We start from the raw sequence: 24206 nt of genomic DNA on the forward strand, positions 1-24206 counted from the left end.
GCTCACTGCGGGACCAGCGACCAGCGCAGGCGCGAGCTGCCCGAGACGCCGTCGAACTCGCGGTGGCTGTCGGGGTCGACGAACTCGGTGTTCACGCGCCGGCCCAGCTCGACGGGCAGCAGGCGTTCCTCGCCGAACTGGCGTCGACCGGCCAGCGCATAGCCGGCCACGCGGAAGGACAGGCCACTGACCTTGGCCTCCATCTCGCTCGGCACGCCCTTGTACGTGCGCACATGGCGCGCTGGCACGGGCACATAGCCGGTGAAGTCCAGCTTGCAGGTCGCGAGATCGACGAAGGCGCGCAGCAGCGACACGTCGGCGTGGGTCAGCGGCGCGCCCTGGGCGGTGACCTGGATCGTGTCCGGCGCATGGGCGCTGCTGTAGAACTGGTCCACACCGATGCTGCCGGTCTCGGCGTTGCCGGCGAACCAGACCTGGCCGACGGGCGACATCGGGTCGCGCTGCAGCTTGCCCGCGACGCGGGCGCGGTGGGCGTAGCGGGCGCTGCCCTGCGCGTCGGCGCCGGCCCACTGGTAGTCCTGCTCCAGCGCGACGTTGAGCGTGTTGACGCGCTTGAGCCAGTCGCAGCCGGCCTGCGGGTCGATGACGGTCAGGTTCGCCACCAGTTGCACCGGGCCGTCGACGTCGTCGAAGGGGTCGCGATAGTGGACGGACACGGCCACCGGGTTCTGCGTCGGCAGCGCGGCGGGCGCGCGGTAGGTGCGCTTCAACGGGCCGATGGTGTCGACGCCGGTCAGCGTGCCGACGCTGGCGCTGCCGCCGGTCACGCCGTTGACCGCCCAGCCATCCGACGACAGCACCGCGCCGCCATCGGTCTCGCAGGTGAAGTGCCGGTCGTGCCCCGGCAGCGCGGTGTCGCTGCCGCGGCCGCAGACCATCACGGTCAGGTCCTGCGCCTGCTGCAGCCCGACATCGGCCGCGCCCGGGCGCAGCTGCACGCCGGCCACGAGGGACCAGTCGCTGAAATGCGTGGTGGTCGTGCGCACCACGCCATCGCTGTCGGTGCCCGAGGCGGCGCTGCGCCAGATGCCGTCGGCGCCTTGCGTCGCGATGCGCAGGTGCCGGGCGCCGTTGCGCTCGGCCGCGCTGGGCTGCCAGGCCAGCGTGACCGGCTGCTTGGCCTGCAGGCCCTCGGGCTGGATGCGCCAGGCGCCGCCGCGGGCACCGGGCGCGGTGTTCTCGATGGGCTGCAGCGTGACGAGCTGTTCGCTGTCGAAGGCGCCCGCCGGCACGATGACAGCCAGGCCGTAGTCGGGCGCATCGAGCCGGCCGCCGGCCGCACCGATGCGGGCGCTGGCAACGACCGGGCCCAGCGCCGCGCCCACGGCCGTGACGGCCGGCACTGGTGCGGGTGCGGGTGCGGGAGCCGGCGTCGGCGTCGGGGCAGGTGCGGGAGCGGGAACCGGTGCGGGCGAAGGGCTGGGTGTGGACGTCGGCGTGGACGTGGGGCCCGCGTCGCTGCCACCGCCGCCGCAGGCCTGCAGCAGGGCGGCGGCGAGCAAGGCGCTCAGCAAGGGGATGGGGCGTGCGTTCATGGCGTGCTTCTTGGTTCGCGTGTGTCGGGCAAGGCTCCGCCGCGCCGGTGCCATGCAGGGGCTCCGGCCGAACGGTGTCTTGGGCATTGAGGTGTTGCGCGGGTCTGCGTCCGGCGTGGGCTCTACTGTGTTCGGCCTGCGTTCAGCGCGCTGCTAGTTCTCGGCTAAGGGTTTGTTAAGTGTTTGCTAACCCGGTCGGCGCCGCCCGCCTGCCTATCATTCGGGCCTTTGCTGGAACCCGCCCGCCCCTTGCCGCAACTGCCACCCAATTGGGCCGCCCATCTCGAAAGCGGGGTCTCGCACCGCCTCGGCAGCAGCCATGCCGACGGCCAGCCCGAGATCTGCCGCGCACTGGCCGCGCAAGCCCTGGCCGACGGCCGCCTGGAGGTGCTGCTGGCGGTCGAGACCGGCGACCGCCTGCTCGCCGCAGTGCAGTCCAGCGGCCGCATCGCTTACGTGGCGGCGCAGCCGGGCAGCCATCTCACGCTGCACGTCAAGGGCGTCGACGCCGAGGTGTGCACCGCCACGCCGGGCCACGCCGCGCTGTTCGAGCGTTGCCGGGAACGCTTCATTGCCCAGGTCGAGCCCTATGGTTTCACCCGCGAGGCCATCATGGCGATCTGGTACGACCTGGATGTGCAGCGCCTGGCCGGCATCCGCTTCACGCCCATCGGCGCCTGGGACCAGACACCTGGCCCCGGCGCCGGCCAGCCTGTGGAGCTGCTGCGCTGATGGCCCGCCTGCCTGACGCCTGGATCGCCCACCTGCAGGAGGGCGTCACGTTGCGCGTGGGCTCATGCACGCCCGAGGGCCAGCCCGAGCTGCATTTCGCGCACGGTGCCTGGGCACTGCCCGACGGCCGCCTGGAAGTGCTGGTGCGCAGCCTGCAGGGCGCCGAGTTACTGGCCGCCATCCGCGCCACCGGCCGCGTCGCGGTCTGCGCCGGCCGGCCGAGCAACTATCACGTGCTGCATGTGAAGGGCATCGACGCCGAGGTGCTGCCCGCCAGCGCCGAGCAGGCGCCGAAGCTGGCGCATTGCTTCGAAGCCTGGCTGCGGCAGATCGAGATGTTCGGTGCCGACCGGCGCCAGGTCATGGCCGTGCTGGGCGAGCTGACACCGGCCCAGCTGAGCTGCGTGCGCTTCACGCCGCTGGCCGCGTGGGACCAGACCCCCGGCCCCGGCGCCGGCCAAGCCATAGATCTGATGCCATGACAGCCCACCCCCTACCGGCTTCGCCGGCCCCCTCAAGGGGGCGCCGTCAGTGGCCTGGCAAAGCCAGTTCCACGACGGCCGCTTGGACAAATCGACGGCCTGCACGACGGGACAAATTGGAACGCCTGATATGAACGCAGCCACCCAACCTGAGAGGCGTTCGCTGAAGCTGCGCGACGTGCGCCGCCTGCTCGAAGGCGTCATTCCGCCGGCCATGTGCTCGGTGGGCGCCGACGGCATGCCGCACGTCAACTACCTGTCGCACGCCGAGTACATCGACGACGAGCACGTCGCGCTGACCTACCAGTTCCTCAACCGCGCGCGCGCCAACATCCTGGCCACCGGCCGCGTCGCGCTCAGCGTGGAGGACCCGTTCACCGGTGTGTCCGTGCTGCTGCAGCTGCGCTACGAGCGCACCGACACCGAAGGGCCGGTGTTCGAGCGGCTGCGCGCCAAGCTCGCGGGCATTGCCGCGCAGACGGGCATGGAGAAGGTCTTCCACCTGCGCGGTGCCGACGTCTACCGCGTCGAGTCGCTGCGCAAGCTCGACCCGGTGCACCCGTTGCCTTCGATGGCGCCGCGCTGCGATCTCGCCACTGGCGTGCGCCGCCTGAGCGAGCAGCTCGCCGAGGCGGCCGACCTGCGCAGCCTGCTGACCGCCTTCATCGACGGCCTGCAGCGCGACCTGCGCATCACCCATGCCATCGTCTGGCTGCTCGACGAGCAGCGCCAGGGCCTCTACACGCTGGCGAGCATCGGCTACGAGCAGGCCGGCAGCGGTGCCGAGCTGCCGCTGGCCGAGGCGGGCCTGGCCGGCGTGGCGCTGCGCGAGAACGTGCCCATCCGCATCGGCCACATGAGCCAGATGTACAGCTACGGCATGTCGTGGCGGGCCAAGGCGGAGCAGCTCGGCCTGCAGGCCGCCATGGCCGACACCATCCCCCTGCCCGGCCTGGCCAACCCGCGCAGCCAGCTCGCGGTGCCGCTGCGTGCGCGCGGCCGCACGGTGGGCGCGCTGCTGGTGGAGAGCGAGAGCGACCAGTTCTTCAGCTACGACGACGAGGATGCGCTGACCGCGGTGGGCGCCCAGCTCGCGCAAGGCCTGGCGGCGCTGCGCACGGCCGAGCTGGTGGAGGAGCCGGTGACCGCGCCTGCGGCGGCCGACACGCAGGCCGGCGGCAGCGCGCCGCTGCGCGTGCGCCACTACCCGCGCGACCACAGCGTGTTCGTCAACGACCAGTACCTGATCAAGGGCGTGGCGGGCGCCATCATCGCCAAGCTCGTGCGCGACCAGATCGACAGCGGTCGCGAGGCCTTCAGCACGCGCGAGCTGCGGCTGGCCGGCGGCGACCTGCGCCTGCCCGAAGTGCAGGACAACCTCGGCGTGCGCCTGCTGTTGCTGGAGCGCCGCCTGGCCGAGCGCGACTTCGGCCTGCACATCGAACGCTGTGGCCGCGGCCAGTACCGGCTCATCGCCGACGGGCCGCTGAGCCTGGCGACCGAGGGTTGAGACCGCTGTTGCCGCAAGCGACGCGTCCGCATCCCGATGTCCGCCGGCGGCTGTTCGCGGCGGCCCTGCTCGGCCTGGCCGCACCGCGCCTCCAGGCCATGGACGCGCTGACCGTCACGGCCGTGAGCAAGACCGGCGGCAGCGGCGTGGCAGGCCGGCTGCTGGCCGAGATCTACCGGCGCGCCGGCACGGGCCTGAGCATCGAGGTCATGCCCGCCGCGCGTGCCAGCCTCGCATCCCAAGGCGACCAGGCCGATGGCGAGCTGATGCGCATCGCCAGCTACGGCCAGAGCCACCCGCTGCTCGTGCGCGTGGACCCGGCCTTCTACCGCATCGGCGTGCGCGCCTACTGGCTGCCGACGCGCGGCGCCAGCGTGCGGTCGCGCGACGACCTGCGGCACTACGCCGTCGGCGCGATCCGCGGCATGGCCTATGCGCAGGAGATGACCGAGAACCATCCGGCGCTGACGCTGACACCGAACGTCCTGCAGCTGTTTCGCATGCTGATGGCCGGCCGCATCGACGTGGCCGTGTGCTCGACGCTGGCGGCCCAGTCGGCACTGCACAGCCTGGGCGGCAAGGATGTCGACGTCTCACCGGAGCTGGCGCGCTTCGAGCTTCACCACCACCTGCACATCCGCCACCGCGAGCTGGCAGCGCGCCTGGGTGAGATCACGCGCCGCATGAAGGACAGCGGCGAGCTGGAGCAGCTGACGCTGAAGTACGAAGCGGCCGCGGCAGCGGCCGAGCCGCCTTAGCGGGGTGGGTGGATTACCGCGCTAGATGTCGAGCACGTAGACCGTCGCGCTGGCACGCTCGGCGGCGGTGTGGCCCGACAAGGCCTTGTCCCACTCGGCACCGCTGGCACCGGTGGTGGCGGGCACGCCCTTGGCCAGTTGCGAGACCTCCTCGGTGCCGGCATCGAACTCTGCCACCTGCGTGCGGTCCGGCAGGAACAGCCGGGCGAGCGTGCCGGAGCCGGAATCGATGACGACCAGGTAGCGCGTGACCGCGCGGTGGGTCTGCTGGGCGTGCCGGGGCGGCACCTCGTGGCCAAAGCCGTCGTTCATGGGACCTCCTCATTGCTTGCCCCCGCGCAGCGGCTCGTGTCGGCCAGGCGGGTCGGCGTCCATCATCGGCGTTCCGGCGCCGCCGGGTCGAGTAACCACAGGTTTCACCGACGCCCCGTTCGCGCATGCCCACCAGAGCGGGGTAAACCATGTGATGGGATTCCGGCCCCATCAGTTATCTTTATTGAACCGCCGTTTCATTTTTCAATCGTGAACCTTTCTCCCTCGGCCGCTCCCCGGCCGGTGTCGATCGCCGCCCTGGGCGAATGCATGCTCGAACTGCAGGGCCAGGCCTTCGGCAACCTGCGCCAGACCTTCGGCGGCGACACGCTGAACACCGCCGTCTATCTGGCCCGCTGTGGCGGTGCAGGCCTCAAGGTTCACTACGCGACCGCTCTGGGCGACGACTCCCTGAGTGCCGGCCTGCTGGAGCGCTGGGCCGCGGAAGGCGTGCAGACCGGCCTGGTGCAGCGCCTGCCCGGGCGGCTGCCGGGGCTGTACCTGATCGAGCTGGACGAAGGCGGCGAACGGCGCTTCCACTACTGGCGCGGCCAGGCGGCGGCGCGCGCCTATTTCGACACGGCGACCACGGCGCTGGAAGAACAGGCCGACGCGCTGGACGCCCTCTACCTGTCGGGCATCAGCCTGGCCATCCTGCCGCAGGCCGGCCGCGAGCGCACGCTGGCGCTGATGACGCGCATGCGCGCGGCCGGCAAGGTGGTCGCCTTCGACAACAACTACCGCCCCCGGCTGTGGGACTCCACCGCTGACGCGCGCTACTGGTACGGCCGCGCCTTCGCCGCGTCGACGGTGGCACTGATCACCGCCGACGACCACCAGGCCCTGCACGGGCTGGCCGACCTGGACGGCGCGGTGGCTGCGGCACAAGCGCTGCCCGTGGCCGAGATCGCGATCAAGCGCGGCGCGCTGCCCACGCGCGTCGGGCTGGACCATGTCTGGCAGGACGTGCCGACCGAGCCGGTGCCGCGCGTCGTGGACACCACGGCTGCGGGCGACTCCTTCGCCGCCGGCTACCTGAGCCAGCGCCTGCGCGGTGCGGCGCCCGCCGCCGCCGCTGCCTTCGGCAACCGGCTGGCAGCCCGCGTCATCCAGCATCCGGGCGCGCTGATCCCGCGCGAGGCCATGCAAGACCTGGTCGGCGCGTGATGCGCGCGCTCTGGATCCTCGCCCTCGCTGCGGGCCTGTGCCATGCCGCCGAGTCCACCGCACCGCTGCACCCGGCCACCTACGTCCACGCCGGCTGGGCACAGACGACCGGCGGCCAGGGCGGCAAGATCATCCGCGTGACGACGCTGGCGGCCGAGGGGCCGGGCAGCCTGAAGGCCGCGCTGGACACGCCGGGGCCGCGCATCGTCGTGTTCGAGGTCGGCGGCGTCATCGACATGGCCGGCAAGAGCTGGAAGCTGCGCGAAGGCAAGCTCACCCTCGCCGGCCAGACGGCACCCGACCCCGGCATCACGCTGGTGAAGGGTGAGCTGGAGGTGTTCGCCAAGGACGTCGTCATCCAGCACATCAGCATCCGCCCCGGCGCCTACGGGCGGCCCAAGCGCAGCGGCAACGACCACGACGGCCTGTCCACGTCCGACGGCGCGGCAAACGTCATCGTCGACCACTGCACCTTCTCCTGGGCCACCGACGAGAACCTGTCGGCCGGCGGCCACCGCTTCGAGGGCGCCACGCCCGACGACTGGCGCGCCCACACCTCCCACGCCCTCACCTTCAGCCACAACCTCATCTACGAAGGCCTGGGCGAGTCGGTACACGTCAAGGGGGAGCACAGCAAGGGCAGCCTCATCCACGACAACGCCACGCAGACCCTGTTGCTGGGCAATGTCTACGCGTCCAACCGCGAGCGCAATGCGCTGTTCAAGGGCGGCGTGTGGGCGGCGATGGTCAACAACCTGATCTACAACCCCGGCGCGCGGGCCGTGCACTACAACCTGATCGCGCACGAGTGGGTGGGCAAGCCCTACCAGACCGGCAAGATCACGCTGGCCGGCAACGTCTACCGCGCGGGGCCGGGCACGGTGCTGGGCCTGCCGCTGTTCACGCTGGGTGGCGTGGGCGATGTGCAGCTGTTCGAGCAGGACAACCTCGCGGTCGACCGCAACGGCCTGCCACTGCCCGTCACCGGCCGCTACACGACCGGCCCGGCGCAGATCGTGCCGGTGCGCGAGGCCTACCTGCCCCGCGGGCTGAGCTGGCTGCCGCCGCGCGAGCTGGAGCGCCTGCTGCCGCTGTACGTCGGCTCGCGGCCCTGGGCACGCGATCCGCTGGACTTCAAGCAGCTGTCGGACATCGCCGAGGACCGCGGCCAGCTGATCGACGACGAGACCCAGAACAACCCCGACGGCCTGCCCAGGCGCAAGCCCACGCAGCGCGCCTTTGTCGAGGCGGACTGGAACCTGGCCGACATGAGCCCGAAGGCGGGCTGGGCATCGCTGTTCACGCAGGTTGCCCGATGAGCGTGCTGCGCCGCGAGCTGCTGGCGCTGCTGGCGGCGTCTCCGACGGCGTGGGCGGCTGACTGTGCCGACGCGCCCGGCCAGCCCTACCTGCGGCCGTGCCAGCCGTGGCCCAAGGGCATCGAGGGACAGCGCAAGGCCGACATGGGCGATGGCCGCTATCTAAACCCCGTGCTGGCCGGCGACCGCCCGGACCCGTCGGTGCTGAAGGACGGCGACGACTACTACCTGACCCACTCCAGCTTCGAGGCCGTGCCAGGCCTGTTGATCTGGCATTCGCGCGACCTCGTCAACTGGCGGCCGGTGGCCAATGCGCTCCACGAGGCGGTGGGCAGCGTCTGGGCGCCGGACCTGTGCAAGCACGGTGGCCGCTATTACCTGTACCTGCCGGTCAAGGCCACGCCCAACGACATCCTCGTCATCTGGGCCGACCGCATCGAAGGCCCGTGGTCCAAGCCCGTGGCGCTGGGCCTGCCCAAGCACATCGACCCCACCCACGTCGCCGATGAAGACGGCCAGCGCTGGCTGTTCCTCAGCGGCGGCGACCGGGTGCGCCTCAGCGCCGACGGCCTGAAGCTCGCCGGCCCCATCGAACACATCTACGACCCCTGGCGCTACCCGGACGACTGGGACGTCGAGAGCTTCTCGCCCGAGGGCCCCAAGATGCTGCGCCACGGCGGCTGGTGGCACATGCTGCTGGCGGTGGGCGGCACCGCCGGGCCGCCCACCGGCCACATGGTCATCGCCGCGCGGAGCCGCACGCTGGACGGCCCCTGGGAGCAGGCGCCGCACAACCCGTTGATGCGCACGAAGTCGCCGCGCGAGCGCTGGTGGTCGCGTGGGCATGGCAGCCTGGCGCAGGGGCCGCGCGGCGACTGGTGGATGCTGTACCACGGCTACGAGAACAGCTTCCACACGCTGGGCCGGCAGATGCTGCTGGCGCCGGCGCGCTTCAGCGCCGACGGCTGGTTCCATGTCGACGCCGACGACGGCGCGCCGCTGCCCAAGCCCCAGGGTGGCGAGGCCGTGCCGCACGGCCTGGCGCTGTCGGACGACTTCGCGGGCGGCACGCTCAAGGCGCATTGGCAGTTCCTCAGCGGCAGTGGCCAGATGCGCCGCGTGCGCGTCGCCGGCGGCAAGCTGCACCTGGCCGCCACCGGCGCCAAGGGCCCGGGCGACAGCCCGCCACTGGGCTTCATCCAGGGCGACCCCGCCTTCGAACTGAGCTTCGACCTCGACTTCGACGAAGGCGTGCAGGCCGGCGTCGTCATGTTCTACAGCCCGCGCCTGTACGCCGGCATGGGCGCCAACGCCAAGAGCTTGCAGTTGCATCGCTACGGCCAGGACATCCGCGCCGTGCCCAAGCCCGACGGCATGGCGCGCAGCATGCAGCTGCGCCTCAGATGCGTGCGCCACGTGCTGACGCTCTACAGCCGCGCTGACGCCAGCCTACCGTGGAGCAAGTTCGCGGTGCAGATGGACGTGACCGGCTACCACCACAACACCGCAGGCGGCTTCGCCAGCCTGCGGCCCGCCGTCTACGCCGCAGGCCGCGGCGAGGCGCGCTTCTCGAACCTGCGCTATCGCGCTCTCGACTAGGAGACACGCATGAAGAAACGCCTGACCCTGCTGGCCGCCGCGCTGCTCAGCCCCAGCGTGTGGGCGCTGGAGCTGAAGTCCGCCGACGTGCACAACAGCGACGATTACCCCACCGTCGTCGCCGTCAAGCACCTGGGCCAGCTGCTCGCCAAGAGCAGCGGCGGCGCGCTGACGGTCAAGGTCTTCAACAAGGGCGCACTCGGCAGCGAGAAGGAGACCATCGACCAGGTCAAGCTCGGCGCGCTGGCGATGACGCGCGTCAACCTCGCGCCGCTGACGGCCATGTGCCCCAAGACGCTGGTACCGTCCCTGCCCTTCCTGTTCCGCGACACGGCCCACATGCGGCGCGCCTTCGACGGCCCGCCCGGCGAGGAGATCCTCAAGGCCTGCGAGCACCAGGGCATGGTCGGCCTGGCGCTGTACGACTCCGGCGCACGCTCGGTCTACGCGCGCAAGCCCATCAAGACGCTGGCCGACATGAAGGGCCTCAAGATCCGCGTGCAGCAGACCGACCTGTGGGTGTCGGCGATGACGGCGCTGGGCGCCAACCCCTCGCCCATGCCCATCGGCGAGGTCTACACGGGCCTGAAGACCAGCCTCATCGACGCCGCCGAGAACAACGTGCCGAGCTACGAGGGCTTCCGCCATTTCGAGGCCGCCAAGTTCTACAGCCGCACCGAGCACTCGATGACGCCCGAGGGGCTGTTCATCAGCAAGCGCATCTGGGACAAGCTGACGCCCGACCAGCAAAAGCAGCTGCGCGAGGCCGCCAAGGCCTCGGTCGCCGTCGAGCGCGAACGCTGGGACGCGCAGGAGGCCAAGGCCCTGGCCACCGTGAAGGCCGCCGGCGCCCAGATCGTCGAGCCCGACCGCGAGCCTTTCCGTCAGGCCGTGCAGCCGGTCATCGCCAAGTTCGTCAACACGCCGGAGCTGCAGGCGCTGCTGAAGTCCATCCAGAACGTCAAATGACGGCCTATACCAAGCTGTGCGCGGCGCTGTCGCGCTGGTCGCTGCGCGCGGCCGTGCTGGGGCTGGTCGTGCTGGTGGTCTGCGTGCAATGGCAGGTCATCGGCCGCTACCTGTTCAACGACTCGCCGACCTGGACCGAACCGGTCGCGCTGCTGCTGGTGCTCTACATCACGGCGCTGGCCGTGGCGGTGGGTGTGCGCGACGCCGGCCACCTGGGCATGGAGTCGCTGGTCGTGCTGCTGCCCCAGGCGGCGCAACGCGTGGCGGAGGCGCTGATCCACGCCTGCGTGCTCGCGTTCGCCGTGCTGATGGCCTATGCGGGCTGGGAGTGGCTGACGCTCAAGTGGGCCGAGCCCAAGCCCATGCTGGGCGTGCCCGAGGGGCTGGACTACCTGCCGCTGGTCATTTCCGGCGCCTTGATCGTGTTGTTCTGCATCGAGCACCTGATCGCGCTGTGGCGCGGTCAAACCGTAGAAGAAGCCGGGATCTGACATGGAGGGAATGGAACTCTGGATCATGTGCGGCAGCTTCGTGCTGCTGCTGCTTCTCGGCGTACCGGTCGCGTTCGCCATCGGCCTGTCATCCGTCGCCACGGTGCTGGCGGCCGACCTGCCGATGGCCATCGTCTTCCAGAAGATGGTGGGCGGCATGCAGGTGTTCAGCTTCCTCGCCATCCCGTTCTTCATCTTTGCCGGCGAGCTGATGCTGCACGGCGGCATCGCCGAGCGCATCGTCAACTTCGCCAACCGGCTGGTGGGCCATGTGCGCGGCGGGCTGGGCATGAGCAACGTGCTGGGCTGCACGCTGTTCGGCGGCGTGGCCGGCTCGCCGCTGGCCGACGTGTCGGCGATGGGCTCGGTGATGATCCCGCTGATGAAGCGCGAGGGCTACGACGCCGACTACGCGGTGAACGTGACGACGCACGCCGCGCTGGTCGGCGCGCTGATGCCCACCTCGCACAACCTCATCATCTACGTGCTGGCCACGGCCGGCATCGCGGCGGTGAGCGTGTTCAACCTCATCCTGGCGGCACTGATCCCGGCGCTGCTGCTGACGCTGGCCAACCTCGTCGCGGCCTACACGGTGGCCGTCAGGCGCGGCTACCCGACGCACGGCGCCTTCCCCGGCTGGGGCGCGGTGTTCTCGGCCTTCCTCGCGGCGCTGCCGGGCTTGCTGGTCATCGCCATCATCCTGGGCGGCATCCTGAGCGGCGTGTTCACGGCCACCGAGTCGGCCGCCACGGCCGTCTGCTGGGCGCTGCTGGTCACGGGCCTGGCCTACCGCAGCTTGAGCTGGAAGGGCTTCCTGGCCGCCTGCGCCAAGGCCTGCAAGACCACCGGCATCGTGCTGCTGCTGATCGGCATCTCGTCGGCCTTCGGCTACTTCCTGGCGCTGTACGAGGTGCCGCAGAAGACCGGCGAATGGCTGGAGCAGATGAGCGGCAACACGCCCTGGCTGATCTTCCTGTGGGTGAACGTGCTGCTGTTCCTGCTCGGCACCTTCCTCGACATGGCGGCCACCATCCTGATCTGCACGCCCATCTTCCTGCCCATCTGCATGAAGGCCGGCATGGACCCGACACAGTTCGGCATCGTCATGCTGCTGAACTGCGCGCTGGGCCTGAACACGCCGCCCGTGGGCAGCACGCAGTTCGTCGGCTGCGCGATCGGCGGCGTCAGCGTGGGCCAGGTCATGCGTTCGATCGCCCCGTTCTACGGCGCGCTGCTGGCCACGCTGCTGGCCGTGACCTACATCCCGGCGCTGTCGCTCGCGCTGCCGGCATGGGTTGCTCAGTAGCCGGGGTAGCGCGCCAGCACCTGGCCCCACTCGGCCAGCTGGCGCGCCCGCTGCAGCCCCTGGTTCAGGCGCTGCAGCAGGTCGGGCCGCTGCGCCAGCGTGGGCCGGCCGACGAAGACATGCACCGGGCTGACGGCCAGCTCCAGCACCATCTCCACCGCCTCGCCCGGCTCGCGCGCGGCGCGATACAGCAGCGTGGCCGGGTCGTCGATGACGTAGTCCACGCGCCGCCCGCGCAGGGCCGACAAGGTCACGTCGTTGGCGTGCAGCAGCACCAGCAGCCGCGCCAGCTCCGGGTCCTCCAGCTCGCGGCGCACGGTCGCCGGGAAGGCCACGCCGCGGATCATGCCGAGCTTGACCGCGCGGCCTTTCAAGTCCGCCAGGCGCCGCGGCGGCGACCTGCCGCCCGCCAGGCCCAGCAGGGCCACCCGTTCGTTGCGATAGGCGTGCGTGAACTCCCCGAAGGCCAGGCGCTCCGGCGTCGGCGTGGCCGACGGCACCAGGTCCAGCTGGCCCTGCGCAACGTCCGCCATCTGCCGCACCCAGGGCCGGCGCAGCCACTGCAGGCGCTCGCGGCTGGCGCGGGCCATCAGCTCCAGCAGCTCCACATCCAGGCCTTGCGGCGGCTCGGCCCCGCCGACGATCTGGAACGGCGGATAGTCGCTGCAGCCGATGCGCAGCGGTGCCCTCTCCTCGCTCCAGGCCCGGCCGGCCCCGGGCAGGGCCAGCGGCAGCAGGGCGGCATGGCGGCGGCGCAACGACATCGCCCGACTCTCTCACAGCGCGGGCGCCTTCGCAGCCCCCGACGACCATGACAGCGCGCCGCAGACAGCTGCTCGCCGCCCTGGCTGCCTGGCCCCTGCTGGCCCGCGCCGACGCGCTGGACGACGCGCTCGCCGCACTGCAGCGCCGCTGGCGCCCAAGCCTGGCCTGGCGGCCCGACCCGGCCTGGCGCACCGAGGCGCTGGCCACCGCGCGCCGCCTGGTGCTGCTGCCCGGCGACGACGGCAGCGCCTTCGCCACCGAGGTGCTGGGCGAGCAAGACCGCGGCGGCCACACCGCCCAGGCGCTGACGCTGCGCGGCGCGCTCGGCGACCGCGTGCCCGCTCTCTATCTGCGCCCCAAGGGCGACGGCCCGCACCCGGCCGTCGTCGTCATGCACGACCACGGCGCACGCTTCGACATCGGCAAGGAAAAGCTGGTCCGCCCACTGACCGCCAGCCCGTCCGCCGAGGCCTGGGTGCAGCGCTACTACGGCGGCACCTTCGTGGGCGACACGCTGGCGGACGCGGGCTTCGCCGTCCTTGCCATCGACGCCCTCGGCTGGGGCGAGCGCGGCCGCCCCGGCTTCGCGCGCGACGACCAGCAGGCGCTGGCCAACCACCTGATGCAGCTGGGCCACAGCTGGGCCGGCCTCATCGCCAGCGACGACTTGCGCAGCCACCGCTGGCTGCGCGAACGGCCCGAGGTGGATGCGAAGCGCGTGGCCGTGCTCGGCTTCTCGATGGGCGCCCTGCGCGCCTGGCAGCTTGCCGCCGTCTGCGAAGACGTGTCGGCCTGCGTGGCCGCGCACTGGATGTGCACGCGCGAAGGCCTGCTGCGCGCCGGCGAACACACGCTGCAGGGGCAGTCCGCCTTCAGCATGGCGCACCCCGGGCTGGCGGCGGTGCTGGACCACCCCGACGTGGCCGCACTGATCGCGCCGCGGCCGCTGCTGCTGTTCGGCTCGCCGGACGACAAGCTGTTCCCGTGGGATGCGGCGCAGGCGGCGTGGTCGCAGCTGGGTCGCGCCTGGCGGCAGCACGGCGCGGACAGCCGCCTCACGACGCAAGCAACGGCCGGTGGTCACCGCTTCGACGTGGAGCAACAGCAGGCCGCAACCCACTGGCTGCGCCGCGCCGCCTGAGCGGTGTTGCGAAGACCGCTCAGTATCATCGAACCACAGCAACTGCACCGAGGTTCCCGACATGCCTGGGCTCATCAAGACATGGGGCATCGCCCTGCCGCTGGCCCTGCTGTGCAGCCTGGCGGCCGCCGCACCAACCGAGCCCGCCGGCGCCGAGCCGACGGTCGTTGACCACGTCGGCAACTCCGTCAAGCATGGCGTCGAGCGCGCCGCCAGCGCCACCGAGCGCGGCGTGAAGAAGGCCGCCCATGCGGTGGGCCGCACGGCGTCGGCCACGGCCCATGGCGTGGGGCGCGCTGCCTCCGCGACCGGCAATGCTGTCGAGCGCACGGCACGCAAGATCGGCCTGCCGACGTCGTCGGCCTCGTCCGCTTCCGCGTCGCAATGACGGCCCGGCGACCGCACTGACCTCCGCATGCCCTTCATCGGCACGTTGCGCACCTGGCACGACGACCGCGGCTTCGGCTTCATCGCGCCGACGCATGGCGGCGCGGAGGTCTTCGTGCACATCAGCGCCTTCCCACGCGATGGCAGCCGGCCGACGCAGGGCGAACAACTCCGCTACGAACTCGGCCGCGGCAAGAACGGCGAGGTGCAGGCCGTCGGCGTGACACGGCTGGCCGTCGGCACGCCGCCCCCGCCCCGGCGCGACAGCCGCCCGGCGCCTCGCAGCCGCTGGCCGCTGCTGGTGGTCATCGTGGCACTCGGCTTCGCCGCGGTGTGGGGCTACGGCAAGCTGCGTCCACCCGCGACGACTCCGGCCGTCGCACCGCAGCCTCTGGCCGCGCCGGAAGTGGCCGCGCCCAGCGGCGGTTTCCGCTGTGACGGCCGCCAGCATTGCTCGCAGATGACCTCGTGCGCCGAGGCGACGTTCTTCCTGAAGCACTGTCCCGACGTCAAGATGGACGGCAACCACGACGGCGTGCCTTGCGAGCAGCAGTGGTGCGGCAGATGACCGCCTTGACAGCGCGCATGCGGGCGTTGCACCTGAACTTCATGAAGGACCAACCATGGGCGCCGCGAGTACTGCCACGTCGATTCGCTCGGCGCTAGCGGCCAAGGACCAGCCATGGACATGCTTGCCGTTTTCACCACCGTCTCCAGCAACGACGAGGCCGAGGTGCTGGCCCGCGCCGCCGTTGAACGGCGACTGGCGGCCTGCGTGCAGGTCGAGGCCATCCACAGCACCTATCGCTGGCAAGGCGCCATCGCCAGCGAACCGGAAGTGCGCCTGATGTTCAAGACCAGCCGGGCGCTATATCCCGCGCTGGAGGCGACGCTGAAGTCCCTGCACCCCTATGCGGTGCCCGCGATCTTTGCGCTGCCAGTGGTGGAGGCCTCGGCCGAGTACGAGGCCTGGATGGAAGACGCTATCGGCACGGGCCCGGCCGAGTGATGCCGCGCCTTGTCATCGTGATCGCGACGTCAACCGTCGTGGCCGTTGCCGGTCTGGGCGCGCTGATGGCCTCGCGTCGTCGTTGGCAGCTTGCTGGCGATGCCTCGCGCCAGCTGTGGCGTTGAGCCAGCGGCGCGGGCCGGCTGTTGAGCCGCCTCAGGGCGCCAGCGTCCTCGCGTTCGCAAGCTCCGGCTTGAGCTTCACCAGCCCTTCCATCACCTGCTCCGAGAAGAACGCCGCGCCCTTGGGCCCCAGGTGCGTGCGGTCGAAGCGCGGCGGTGCCTCGGCCAGTGTGTCGGCGCCGTCCTGGCCCATCGCCGCGACGGCGGCGTGGCTGATGGCGTTCAGGTCCAGCACCGGCACGCCTTGCTCGGCGCCGAGCTTGATGAGGCTTTCGGCCCACGGTCGCAGGTCGTTGCCCAGTTCGCCGTTCTTGAAAGTGCGACGGGTCAGCGGCGTGACCAGCACGACCTCGCCGCCGGCGGCCTTCACATCCTGCACATAGCCCGTCATGTTCGGGCCGAACTCGGTGGCGAGGTCGGTGGAGCGGCCGGGCTTGCCGGGTTGGTCGTTGTGGCCGAACTGGATCAGCACCAGGGTCTTCTGCCTGGCTGGCCCGCCCTCGTTGAGCAGCGCCAGCACCGTGGCCCACAGGCCTTCGGCGCGGAAGCTCTTGCTGGAGCGGCCACCGCGTGCGAGGTTGATGCAGGCGACCTGCTGGAAGCGCGCGCACAGCGCGTTGCCGTAGCCGCTGCGCGGCGCCATCGTGGAGTCGCCCACGAGGATGAGGCGCGGGCCGGTGGCGACGTTGGCGGTGGTTTCGCCGGTTCGCGTGGCGGAGGCCGCGGGCGCGGGTGATGTCTGGGCCGTGGCGGTGCCGAGCACCGAGCAGAGCAAGAGGGGCAGGAGTTGCTTCATGGCGTGATCAGGGCGAGGGTGCGAGCGTGGGCCAACCGGCCTTGGGGCTCATGTCGTCGAGGTTCCAGGCCTCGGGCTGGAAGGCCCGACGTGCCGATGCGTGGCGCGGGTAGCCCAGCGCGTTCTCCACCTCGGAGTGGATGAGCTGCCCTTTGCCTTGCGCTATGTCGGCCAGCAATCGGGCGTCCACCGGGTCGCGCGCCCAGGGCCGGGCGCCGACGATGGGCGGCAGGTCGCGCGCCAACGTGTCGGCGGTGCGCACCGCGAGGCCCGCGGGCAGATCGGCCTTCGGCGCAACGATGAGCTTGCCGGTCGTCGTCGGGCCGCTGCCCAGCAGCGGCACCGGCCGGCCCTGGTTGTCGTGCGCAAGGTTGTCGGTCATGTGCAGTTCCAGGTCGCCCTGGCCCAGCATCGTGAAGAAGGCGGTGCCCGGCGCGGTGCTGGGGCCGTGGCGCAGCGCGTTGCCGACGAGCGTCAGGCGGCCGTTCTGCCAGGGCTGGCCGGCCCACTCGTTGGCGAGCAGGTTGTAGTGCACGGCGCGGTCGCCGGGGTTGAAGATGTAGTTGTTGACCATCGCGCCCTGAGCGCCGCCCTTGAAGAGCGCGTTGCGCTGGCGGTTGGAGGCGTAGACGTTGCCGTAGAGCAGCACGCCGCTGGTGTTGTCGTGGATGAGGCTGCCCTTGCTGTGCTCGCCCTTCTCGTGCACCGAGTTGCCCAGACCTTCGTAGATGAGGTTGTGGCTGTAGGTGATGCGGTGGGACGTGGCCTTGCGCCAGTCCTCCGGCGTCTTGCCCTCGAAGCGCGGGCCCGACGCGGACAGGTTCTCGTCCGTGGCCCAGGAGAAGCTGCAGTGGTCGACGATGACGTCGTGGGCGCCGCCCAGTGTGGAGATGCCGTCCTGGTCGCCGCCGCCCTTCTTGGGCCGGCCGAACTCGCCGGGGCGGAACGTCAGGTGCTGGATGACGACGTCGTGCGTCGCAATGGTCGTCTCGGCCTTGATGATGTGGATGCCGGGGTCAGGCGCGGTCTGGCCGGCCAGCGTCAGGAAGGGTTGGGTGACCTTGAGCGGCTGGCCGCCCATGTCGATGACGCCGCCGACCTCGAAGACGACGATGCGCGGGCCTGCGGCCGCGATGGCCTCGGCGAGGCTGCCGGGACCTGACGCAGCCAGCGTCGTGACCTTGATGAGGCGGCCACCGCGACCGCCCTGGGTCTGGGTCCAGCCCTTGGTGACAATGGCCGCGTGGGGTGGCGCGCTGTTCTGCGCTGCGGCCGGCAGCGCGGCCGCAGCCAGCAAGGTGGCCGCGAGCAGGCGGAGAGGAAGATGGATCATGGCGTCCAACGAAAAAGCGGCCGGATGAACCGGCCGCTGGCGTGCTTCAGAAGCTGTAATCGGCCGTGACCTTGTAGGCGCGGCCCAGCACGTCGGCCATGCTGGTGATGTAGCCCACGTAGAGGTTGTTGGCCGTGATCGGCGGCGTCGCGTTGGTGAAGTTGTTGACCGCGAAGCCCAGCTTCAGGCCCCTGAAGGGGGTGTAGCTCATGCTCGCCGCGTACTGGCTGTACGGGCTGACACGGTTGACCGTGGAGCCGGGGCGCGGCGTGATGTCGGTGAGCGCAGTGTTGTACCGCACCGAGACCTGGGCCGACCACGCGCCGTCGCGCCAGCCGATGGAGGCGGTGTGCTTCCAGCGCGGGTTGATCTGCGGCATGCCGGCCAGGCCGGAGTTGACGCCGGCGCCACCGTAGCGGGCGTCGTTGGTGATGATGCCGACGTTGCTCAGCACCTCGCCGCCCTTCTCGGCGCTGAAGCGGTAGCTCTCGTAGTAGGTGCCGTCCAGCAGGAAGCTCAGCTCACCGATGGGCAGGCCGCGCAGGCGGTAGGCCACGGACAGGTCCAGGCCGCGGATGCTGGTGTCACCACGGTTGGCCTGGCTGGCGATGATGTAGTTGATGGTGCCGTCGGCGTTGCGGATGATGTTCTGCGCGTACTTGGCCGGCTGCTGCTGCACCTCGGCGATGGCGACGGCGCCCAGCATGTCACTGAGCTTGATGCCCCAGTAGTCGGCTGTCATCAACAGGCCCTTGGTGGGCTCCAGCGCCAGGCCCAGCGTCCAGCCGCGCGACTTCTCGGGCTTCAGGAAGCTGTTGTCGGGCGACTTGGTCCAGTAGTTGATGTTCTGGCCGCAGACCTGGTCCGCCGTTTTGCCGCTGACCGGCGTGCCGGTGTTGGGGATGGTCGGGGTGGGGCTGGGGCACAGCACCGGGTCGTCCATCAACTGCGTGCGGACCTCGGGCGTGGGGTTCTGGATGTCCATGATGGACGGTGCCCGGAAGCCCGTGTTGGCCGAGGCGCGCAGCACCAGCTGGTCCAGCGCCTGGTAGCGCAACGACAGCTTGGGGTTGACCGTCGTCGTGTCGAGGTCGCTGTAGGTGTCGGAGCGCACGGCCGCGTTCAGGCTCAGCCGCTTGGTGACGGGTGCGTCCACCTCGATGACGGCCGACTTGATGTCGCGGCTGAGCGTGCGGGCCACGCCGGTGGGCGTCTCGCCGACGAGGTCGTGCTTGGTCACGTTGCCGAAGGCGTCTATGGCATAGCTGCCGTTGGCGTTCTTGGCGACATAGTCCAGCGGCGCGGGGTCGACCTTGGCCGAGTCACGGCGCAGCTCCCCGCTCACGGCCAGCATCAGCGGGCCGCCGGGCAGTTCCATCAAAGAGCGCGTCAACGTCGCGTCCACGCTCTTGTTGAAGGCGCGGTTGACGCGGTAGCTGTAGTCGCGCGCCTCGATGCTGCGCAGGTACTCCAGGCCCGCGGCGTCCTGCAGGCCGAAGGGATTGAGGATGCCGTTGGTGAAGCCTTCCTGGGCCTTGGAGTACAGGATGTAGCCGCCGCCGGCGCGCGTGTCGCGGAGGGACCGGCCGTAGTTCAGGCCCACGCGGTAGTCGAAGCCGGCCACCGTACCTTCGGCGGTGAGCACCAGGCGGTCGTTGGTCTGCTCGTCGTTGCGGTAGGCCGAGCCGAGTTCGGCCGGGCCCCAGACGAAGTAGATCGTCCGGTTGTTCATCGCAAGCGGTACCGGCGTGCCGGGCGTCTTCACGGCGTCGATGTACATGCTGCCGCTGGCGGGATTGCCGATCACGTTGACCAGCGGCGTGATGCCCTTGCCGGGATAGAACTTGCTCGTCGACGGCATGCTGTACGTCGCCGCCGGCGCGGTGCCACCCGGCGTCTGCATGCCACGGTACTTCTGCACGTTGAACTGCGAGTGCAGGCCTTCCAGCGTCAGCGAGTGGTCGTTGTTGATCTTCCAGCTCAGCTTGCCGAAGACGTTGGTGATCTCGCTGCCGTCGGTGACGGCGTCGTAGTAGTTCGGGTTGCGGTAGCAGCCGGCGTTGGAGTAAGAGCGCGGCGTGGCCACGCTGCCCGCGCCCAACGTGGGCAGCGAATACGGCGGCGCGCAGCCGGTCGCGAAGGCCGGGTTGTAGTTGGAGTTGGCGCCGGTCGTGAAGCCGAAGTTGGCCGTCGGGCTGGGGTTCTTGTTGTCGGGCAGCAGGCCCAGGCCCATGCCCTGCAGCACCGAGTAGTCGTACAGCTCGGGCCGGTCGATCTTGAACAGCGCCGACTTGCGCTGGTGGTCCAGCGACACATAGGCGTTCCAGCCATCGGCACCCAGGTCGCCGAAGCCGACGATGGCGCCCAGCGCCTTGGTCTCGCCGCCGCCGGAATGCTCGGGCTGGTTCCACTCGGCCTTGACCCGCGCACCCTTGTAGGTGTTGTAGGTGTAGAAGTTCTGCACGCCGCCGATGGCGTCGGAGCCGTAGATGGACGAGGCGCCGTCGCGCAGCGTCTCGGCGCGGTCCAGCGCCATGCGCGGGATGACGTTGACGGACACGTACTGGTCCTGCAGCGGCTCGTTGGCCAGGCGGCGGCCGTTGAGCAGCGTCAACGTGCGCATCGCGCCCAGGCCGCGCAGGTTGAGCATCGGGCCGGCAGCGCCGCTGTTGGTGCCCAGGGACAGTGACTGGGGCATCTCCAGCACCAGGTCCTTCAGCTCGGTGTGGCCGCGGGCTTCCAGCTCCTCGGCCTTGATCGTCGACACCGGCAGCGCCGTCTCGCCGGCCAGGCGCTTGATGGACGAACCCGTGATCTGGATGCGCTCCATCGTCACCGGTGCGGCGGCGTCGTTGGTCTGGGCCTGTGCAACCGTCATCAGGCTCAGCACGGCCGTGGCGCACAGCGTGAGCCGGGTGCGCGGATGCAGGTGTTTGATGTTCATCATGTCTCCGAAAGTCCTTGGGTTCGAATGCTGGGCGTGCCGGCCGGCGCAGACACGCCCGCGGGATCAGGGGGCCGGCACCCAGCCGCCGGGTGCGCCGGTGGCGATGGTGGAGTTGTGAAAGATCTCGGCGCGTGTCGAAACGCCGGTGGCCGAGCCGAGCTGCTTGGCCAGCACGACGCTGGTCGGCACGCTGGCGACCTTGACCGAAGCCACGCCCAGGCGGGCGCTGACGTCCAGCGGCGAACCGTTCAGGTCCATGCTGCCGAACTCGCGCCAGCCGGCCGTGTCGGTCGTGGCGCCGTCGCTGGTGCCGGACCAGGGCGGCGGGTTGCTGCCGCAGGCGCCCGTGCCGGTGCCGGTCTTGCTCGTGCCGGTGCCGACGCACCAGCCCACGGGCAGGATGTGCGCACCCATCCTGGTGTTCACGAAGGCGATGTTGTCGGTGTAGGTCGTGGCCGTGGTGCCGCCGCTGCGGGCCAGGTAGGCCTGCGTCACCGTCGGATCGGCCGTCAGCCGGCTGTTCAGGAACACGAAACCCTTGTCGCCAGCGGTGGCGCGCGACTGCAGGATGTAGCCGGCCGAGCTGCTGCCGGTGTCGGCCACGGAGCGAATCTCGCAGTCCTCGAACAGGCTGGCCATCACGCTGCCCCAGATGAAGTCGACGTTGCCGGCGACGAGGGACTGGTAGAACCAGCTGTAGCCCTTGAGCTGCAACGTGTCCTGCTGGCTGAAGAAGCTCATCTGCTTGGCCACCAGGCGGGCGGCCGCGGCCGTGGTGCTGGTGTTGAAGTAGATCGTCTCGGCCTGGTTGTCCCACGCCGCGCTGCGCTCGTGCGGGTTCTTCAGCGTGAAGTTCTGCAGCGTCAGCAGGTCGGCGGTCTCGACGAGGAAGGCCGCGCGGCCGCCGCCGAGCACGCGGTGGCCCAGCGTCTTGCCCGAGGTGCTGAGCGCCGTGCCGGCCGCGGCGGTGCTGGCACCGCTGCCGGAGTTCAGCGATTCAAAGTTCACGTCGCCCACCACGACGCCGTCGCGGCTCTCGCCGACGATGGTCAGGTTGGAGACGCGGCGCAGGACGTTCAGCTCGGGGTAGCTGCCGTTGGCGAGGTGGATGGTCTTGGGCGTGGCGACCGTGTTGCAGCCGTAGGTGGCCGGGCTGTTGGTCGAGCAGTGCTTCATGACCCAGTTCAGCGCGCCCTGCAGCGTGCGGAAATCGGCCGCGGCGCCGGTGTCGTCGACGTTCAGGCTGGTGGTGCTAGCGGGTGCCGCACGGGTCGTGAACTTCCAGTTGTCGGCCTTGCTGATGCCGGCGAAGCTGGCGCCCTTGATGGTGCCGGACAGCACCGAGGCGTCCACGGTCACGTAGTAGGTGGTGCCGAAATCGAGCTTGTTGTTGTGCAGCTTGACCGAAGCCTTGCTGCCGCTGACGCTGACCGGCCGGTACCAGACGTAGCGCGCGAACGTGGCGTTCTCGGGCATGGCGCCCAGGCCCAGCGCGTCGATCTCGAGGTTGGTGCGGGCAAGCACGACCTGCGTGTCGCTGGCGGACGGCGCGTTGCTAACGTCGATGCTGTCGACGAGCACGTCGTCGCTGGCGCGATAGACGTTGACCTTCCCGGTCGTGCCGATGGCGGGCGGTGCGTCGAAGGACAACGACAGCCGCGTGTCGGTCTGCACGCCGGTCTCGTTGGCGGCGGGCGACCTGGTGCCGGCCACGTCGCTGACGTTGCCGCTGCCGCTGATCTGCGTCGTCAGCTTGCCGGCGCCGGCCTGCGCCAGCGCATTGGCCTTGACCAGCGATGCCGGCCGCGGCTTGAAGGCATAGCCCGGCGTGAAGGCGGTGCCCGGCAGCACGGTGCAGGCGCCGAGCGGCGCGCCATTGACCATGGAGCCGCTGTCCTGGAACACGCCGGTGTGGTCGGAGCTCGCGTAGACGACGACGCTGTTGCAGCCGGTCGCGCCGTCGACGGCGAAGACGTTGGCATGCGACAGCACGTTGCTCGCCTTGCCCACGCCGATGCTGTAGCTGTGCGGATAGGGGCTCGCGGTCTTGCTGCCGGCAAAGTAGTTGTTGAAGACGTGGACCTGGCCGAAGCGCACGCGCGGCACGCGCTGGGTCACGCCGTTGAAGACGTTGTTGGCGATGGTCACGCGCAGCTTGCCGGCATCGCTGGTCTGGCTGTCGGAGCCGCCGATCAGCATGGACTTGTCGTGCTGGGTCAGCACGTTGTAGGAGACCGTGATCAGGTCTGCGCCCTTGGTGATGTCGATGGCGCCGTCGTGGCACTGCTTGGTCTTGCCGTTCTCGACGGGCAGCGTGTCGTCGGTGACCGGTGCGTCGGTGATGGTGTTGCGGTCGATCCAGACCTGGGTGGCGGTGACGATGCCGATGGCGTCGAACGCCGAGTTCCAGTTGCCCAGGGCACCGTCGGTCGGGTCCCAGATGGGGCCGACGTCGCAGGGCGCGACGATGTGCAGGTTGCGCACGATGACCTGGCTGACGCTGGTGATGTCGATCCAGGCGTTGACGAAGCCCGCGCCGGGGCCTTCGCCGATCAGCGTGGTGTTGCTGGTCAGGCGCACGCGGGCGCGCACCTTCTGGTCGGCGGTGCTCGCGAAGGGCGTGCCTTCGGTCATGTCGATGGTGCCGGCCACCTTGATGATCTTGGGCAGGTTGCCGGCGTTGGTCAGCGCGTTCAGCAGCTCGGCGCGGTTGTGCACGGTATAGATGTGCTCGGGCGTGGCGGCACTGCCGCCCACGGTGCCGGCGCCCCAGCCGTCGGCGGGCGCCGTCTGCAGCGCGGCGTCGAGGGCGAAGGCCGGCAGGCTGCAGGCCAGCAGCGCGGCGATGCAAGCCAGTTGCTGGAGGGCTTTCATGCGGCCCTCCGCATGCGGCGCAGGGCGACGATGCCGAGGCCTGCGCCCAACAGGGCCAGGCTGCCCGGCTCGGGCACGGCGCTGACGGTGAGCTGCGTCGTGAAGCTGGGGTAATCGGCGTTCGTGAAGCTGACGTTGTTCAGCGTGAGGCTGACGCTGTGCGCGTCGAGCACCTGCAGGCTGACCGTGCCGCCGTTGACGCTGGCCAGGTCCAGCGGCATGAAGCCCGTGATGGGCTGGCTCAGGCCGGCGAAGCTGAAGTTGAAGGCGTAGGTGCCGGGCAGGCTGGATTCGCCGTCGCGGTTGTTCGTGACTTGCAGGCGGCCATCGCTCATGAAGTCGATGAAGACAGCGTAGTCGCCGGTGACGTATTCGATGTCGGCCGCGCTCAGCGCGGTGATATGGCTGCCGGCTTCCGCCGCGTAGCCATGGTCGGAGCCCAGCAGCGTCGTGCTGGCGTCGCTGACCTCGCCCGTGATGACGGTGCCCACGGGCAGGCCGCCAGCGCCGAAAGCAGCGGTGCAGCCCAGCCATGCGGCGGCGAGCACCGCGAGGGTCTTGCATGTCTTCATGTCTTGTCTCCGTTGTCCTGGCCTGGCGCTCGCCCGGTGGGCGGCGGCCGGCTCTTTTCT

At 70.3% G+C, this 24206-nt stretch carries 22 protein-coding genes; 14 read left to right on the plus strand and 8 right to left on the minus strand.

Annotated elements, in window-relative coordinates; translation table 11 throughout:
* Nucleotides 1–2: 2 nt before the first annotated feature.
* Complete coding sequence (locus ASD35_RS04650) at nucleotides 3–1556, minus strand: hypothetical protein (RefSeq protein WP_157275379.1); 1554 nt, start codon at nucleotides 1554–1556, stop codon at nucleotides 3–5.
* A gap of 249 nt (nucleotides 1557–1805) precedes the next feature.
* On the opposite strand from ASD35_RS04650, the gene ASD35_RS04655 reads away from it, so the two are divergent.
* The 4 genes from ASD35_RS04655 to ASD35_RS04670 all read left to right on the plus strand — a co-directional run bounded on the left by ASD35_RS04655 (nucleotide 1806) and on the right by ASD35_RS04670 (nucleotide 5038).
* Nucleotides 1806–2288: a hypothetical protein gene (locus tag ASD35_RS04655; protein ID WP_157275380.1), complete on the plus strand. Its 483-nt coding sequence runs from the start codon at nucleotides 1806–1808 to the stop codon at nucleotides 2286–2288.
* Nucleotides 2288–2770, plus strand: coding sequence for a hypothetical protein (locus tag ASD35_RS04660; protein WP_056873729.1), 483 nt, complete (start codon nucleotides 2288–2290; stop codon nucleotides 2768–2770). The genes ASD35_RS04655 and ASD35_RS04660 overlap by 1 nt, the downstream gene beginning before the upstream one ends.
* A gap of 130 nt (nucleotides 2771–2900) precedes the next feature.
* Nucleotides 2901–4280: a GAF domain-containing protein gene (locus tag ASD35_RS04665; RefSeq protein ID WP_056873730.1), complete on the plus strand. Its 1380-nt coding sequence runs from the start codon at nucleotides 2901–2903 to the stop codon at nucleotides 4278–4280.
* A gap of 8 nt (nucleotides 4281–4288) precedes the next feature.
* The gene (locus ASD35_RS04670; protein ID WP_056873731.1) at nucleotides 4289–5038 is read left to right on the plus strand and encodes an ABC transporter substrate-binding protein; all 750 of its coding nucleotides are present in this window, start codon (nucleotides 4289–4291) and stop codon (nucleotides 5036–5038) included.
* Between the two features lie 21 nt (nucleotides 5039–5059).
* Here the strand turns inward: ASD35_RS04670 and ASD35_RS04675 are convergent, their stop codons facing one another.
* Nucleotides 5060–5350 (minus strand): hypothetical protein, encoded by a 291-nt coding sequence (locus ASD35_RS04675; protein ID WP_056873732.1) that lies wholly within the window; start codon nucleotides 5348–5350, stop codon nucleotides 5060–5062.
* A 243-nt stretch (nucleotides 5351–5593) separates the two neighbouring features.
* On the opposite strand from ASD35_RS04675, the gene ASD35_RS04680 reads away from it, so the two are divergent.
* From ASD35_RS04680 to ASD35_RS04705, 6 genes are read left to right on the plus strand one after another with little or no spacing between them, the layout of a single operon-like run.
* Nucleotides 5594–6517 (plus strand): sugar kinase, encoded by a 924-nt coding sequence (locus ASD35_RS04680; protein ID WP_200956006.1) that lies wholly within the window; start codon nucleotides 5594–5596, stop codon nucleotides 6515–6517.
* Entirely contained in the window at nucleotides 6517–7836 is a 1320-nt protein-coding gene (locus ASD35_RS04685; RefSeq protein WP_056873733.1) for a polysaccharide lyase family 1 protein, read from the plus strand. Before ASD35_RS04680 ends, ASD35_RS04685 begins: the two co-directional genes overlap by 1 nt.
* The gene (locus tag ASD35_RS04690) at nucleotides 7833–9434 is read left to right on the plus strand and encodes a family 43 glycosylhydrolase (RefSeq protein WP_056873734.1); all 1602 of its coding nucleotides are present in this window, start codon (nucleotides 7833–7835) and stop codon (nucleotides 9432–9434) included. The genes ASD35_RS04685 and ASD35_RS04690 overlap by 4 nt, the downstream gene beginning before the upstream one ends.
* Before the next feature lie 9 nt (nucleotides 9435–9443).
* Nucleotides 9444–10403 carry a TRAP transporter substrate-binding protein gene (locus ASD35_RS04695; protein ID WP_056873735.1) on the plus strand — a complete coding sequence of 320 codons (960 nt, stop codon included), beginning with the start codon at nucleotides 9444–9446 and terminating at the stop codon, nucleotides 10401–10403.
* The gene (locus ASD35_RS04700; RefSeq protein ID WP_056873736.1) at nucleotides 10400–10894 is read left to right on the plus strand and encodes a TRAP transporter small permease; all 495 of its coding nucleotides are present in this window, start codon (nucleotides 10400–10402) and stop codon (nucleotides 10892–10894) included. Before ASD35_RS04695 ends, ASD35_RS04700 begins: the two co-directional genes overlap by 4 nt.
* 10 nt (nucleotides 10895–10904) lie before the next feature.
* Nucleotides 10905–12200, plus strand: a complete 1296-nt coding sequence (locus ASD35_RS04705; protein ID WP_056873737.1) for a TRAP transporter large permease — start codon at nucleotides 10905–10907, stop codon at nucleotides 12198–12200.
* On the opposite strand, the gene ASD35_RS04710 is transcribed toward ASD35_RS04705, so the two are convergent.
* Complete coding sequence (locus ASD35_RS04710; protein ID WP_056873738.1) at nucleotides 12194–12964, minus strand: ABC transporter substrate-binding protein; 771 nt, start codon at nucleotides 12962–12964, stop codon at nucleotides 12194–12196. The two genes, ASD35_RS04705 and ASD35_RS04710, sit on opposite strands and share 7 nt — an antisense overlap.
* 47 nt (nucleotides 12965–13011) lie before the next feature.
* Between ASD35_RS04710 and ASD35_RS04715 the strand changes: the two genes are divergently transcribed.
* The 4 genes from ASD35_RS04715 to cutA all read left to right on the plus strand — a co-directional run bounded on the left by ASD35_RS04715 (nucleotide 13012) and on the right by cutA (nucleotide 15502).
* The gene (locus ASD35_RS04715) at nucleotides 13012–14106 is read left to right on the plus strand and encodes a dienelactone hydrolase family protein (protein WP_056873739.1); all 1095 of its coding nucleotides are present in this window, start codon (nucleotides 13012–13014) and stop codon (nucleotides 14104–14106) included.
* Between the two features lie 61 nt (nucleotides 14107–14167).
* Nucleotides 14168–14494, plus strand: a complete 327-nt coding sequence (locus ASD35_RS04720) for a hypothetical protein (RefSeq protein ID WP_056873740.1) — start codon at nucleotides 14168–14170, stop codon at nucleotides 14492–14494.
* A 27-nt stretch (nucleotides 14495–14521) separates the two neighbouring features.
* Nucleotides 14522–15061, plus strand: a complete 540-nt coding sequence (locus ASD35_RS04725; RefSeq protein ID WP_056873741.1) for a cold shock domain-containing protein — start codon at nucleotides 14522–14524, stop codon at nucleotides 15059–15061.
* Nucleotides 15062–15175: 114 nt separating this feature from the next.
* Complete coding sequence (cutA, locus tag ASD35_RS04730) at nucleotides 15176–15502, plus strand: divalent-cation tolerance protein CutA (RefSeq protein ID WP_056873742.1); 327 nt, start codon at nucleotides 15176–15178, stop codon at nucleotides 15500–15502.
* A 156-nt stretch (nucleotides 15503–15658) separates the two neighbouring features.
* Here the strand turns inward: cutA and ASD35_RS04735 are convergent, their stop codons facing one another.
* The 5 genes from ASD35_RS04735 to ASD35_RS04755 form a co-directional block, all read right to left on the minus strand.
* On the minus strand, nucleotides 15659–16420 hold the full coding sequence (locus ASD35_RS04735; RefSeq protein WP_082579920.1) for a rhamnogalacturonan acetylesterase: 762 nt from the start codon (nucleotides 16418–16420) through the stop codon (nucleotides 15659–15661).
* Nucleotides 16421–16427: 7 nt separating this feature from the next.
* Nucleotides 16428–17753 carry a polysaccharide lyase family 1 protein gene (locus ASD35_RS04740; protein WP_056874595.1) on the minus strand — a complete coding sequence of 442 codons (1326 nt, stop codon included), beginning with the start codon at nucleotides 17751–17753 and terminating at the stop codon, nucleotides 16428–16430.
* A gap of 46 nt (nucleotides 17754–17799) precedes the next feature.
* A complete protein-coding gene (locus tag ASD35_RS04745; RefSeq protein WP_162254424.1) occupies nucleotides 17800–20697 on the minus strand; it encodes a TonB-dependent receptor domain-containing protein in 2898 nt (965 codons plus the stop codon).
* 66 nt (nucleotides 20698–20763) lie between these two features.
* Nucleotides 20764–23574, minus strand: coding sequence for a pectinesterase family protein (locus ASD35_RS04750; protein ID WP_056873744.1), 2811 nt, complete (start codon nucleotides 23572–23574; stop codon nucleotides 20764–20766).
* Entirely contained in the window at nucleotides 23571–24146 is a 576-nt protein-coding gene (locus tag ASD35_RS04755) for a PEP-CTERM sorting domain-containing protein (RefSeq protein ID WP_082579921.1), read from the minus strand. Before ASD35_RS04755 ends, ASD35_RS04750 begins: the two co-directional genes overlap by 4 nt.
* Between the last annotated feature and the right edge of the window lie 60 nt (nucleotides 24147–24206).

Source organism: Pelomonas sp. Root1444 (genome assembly GCF_001426885.1).
Taxonomy (GTDB): Bacteria; Pseudomonadota; Gammaproteobacteria; order Burkholderiales; family Burkholderiaceae_C; genus Pelomonas.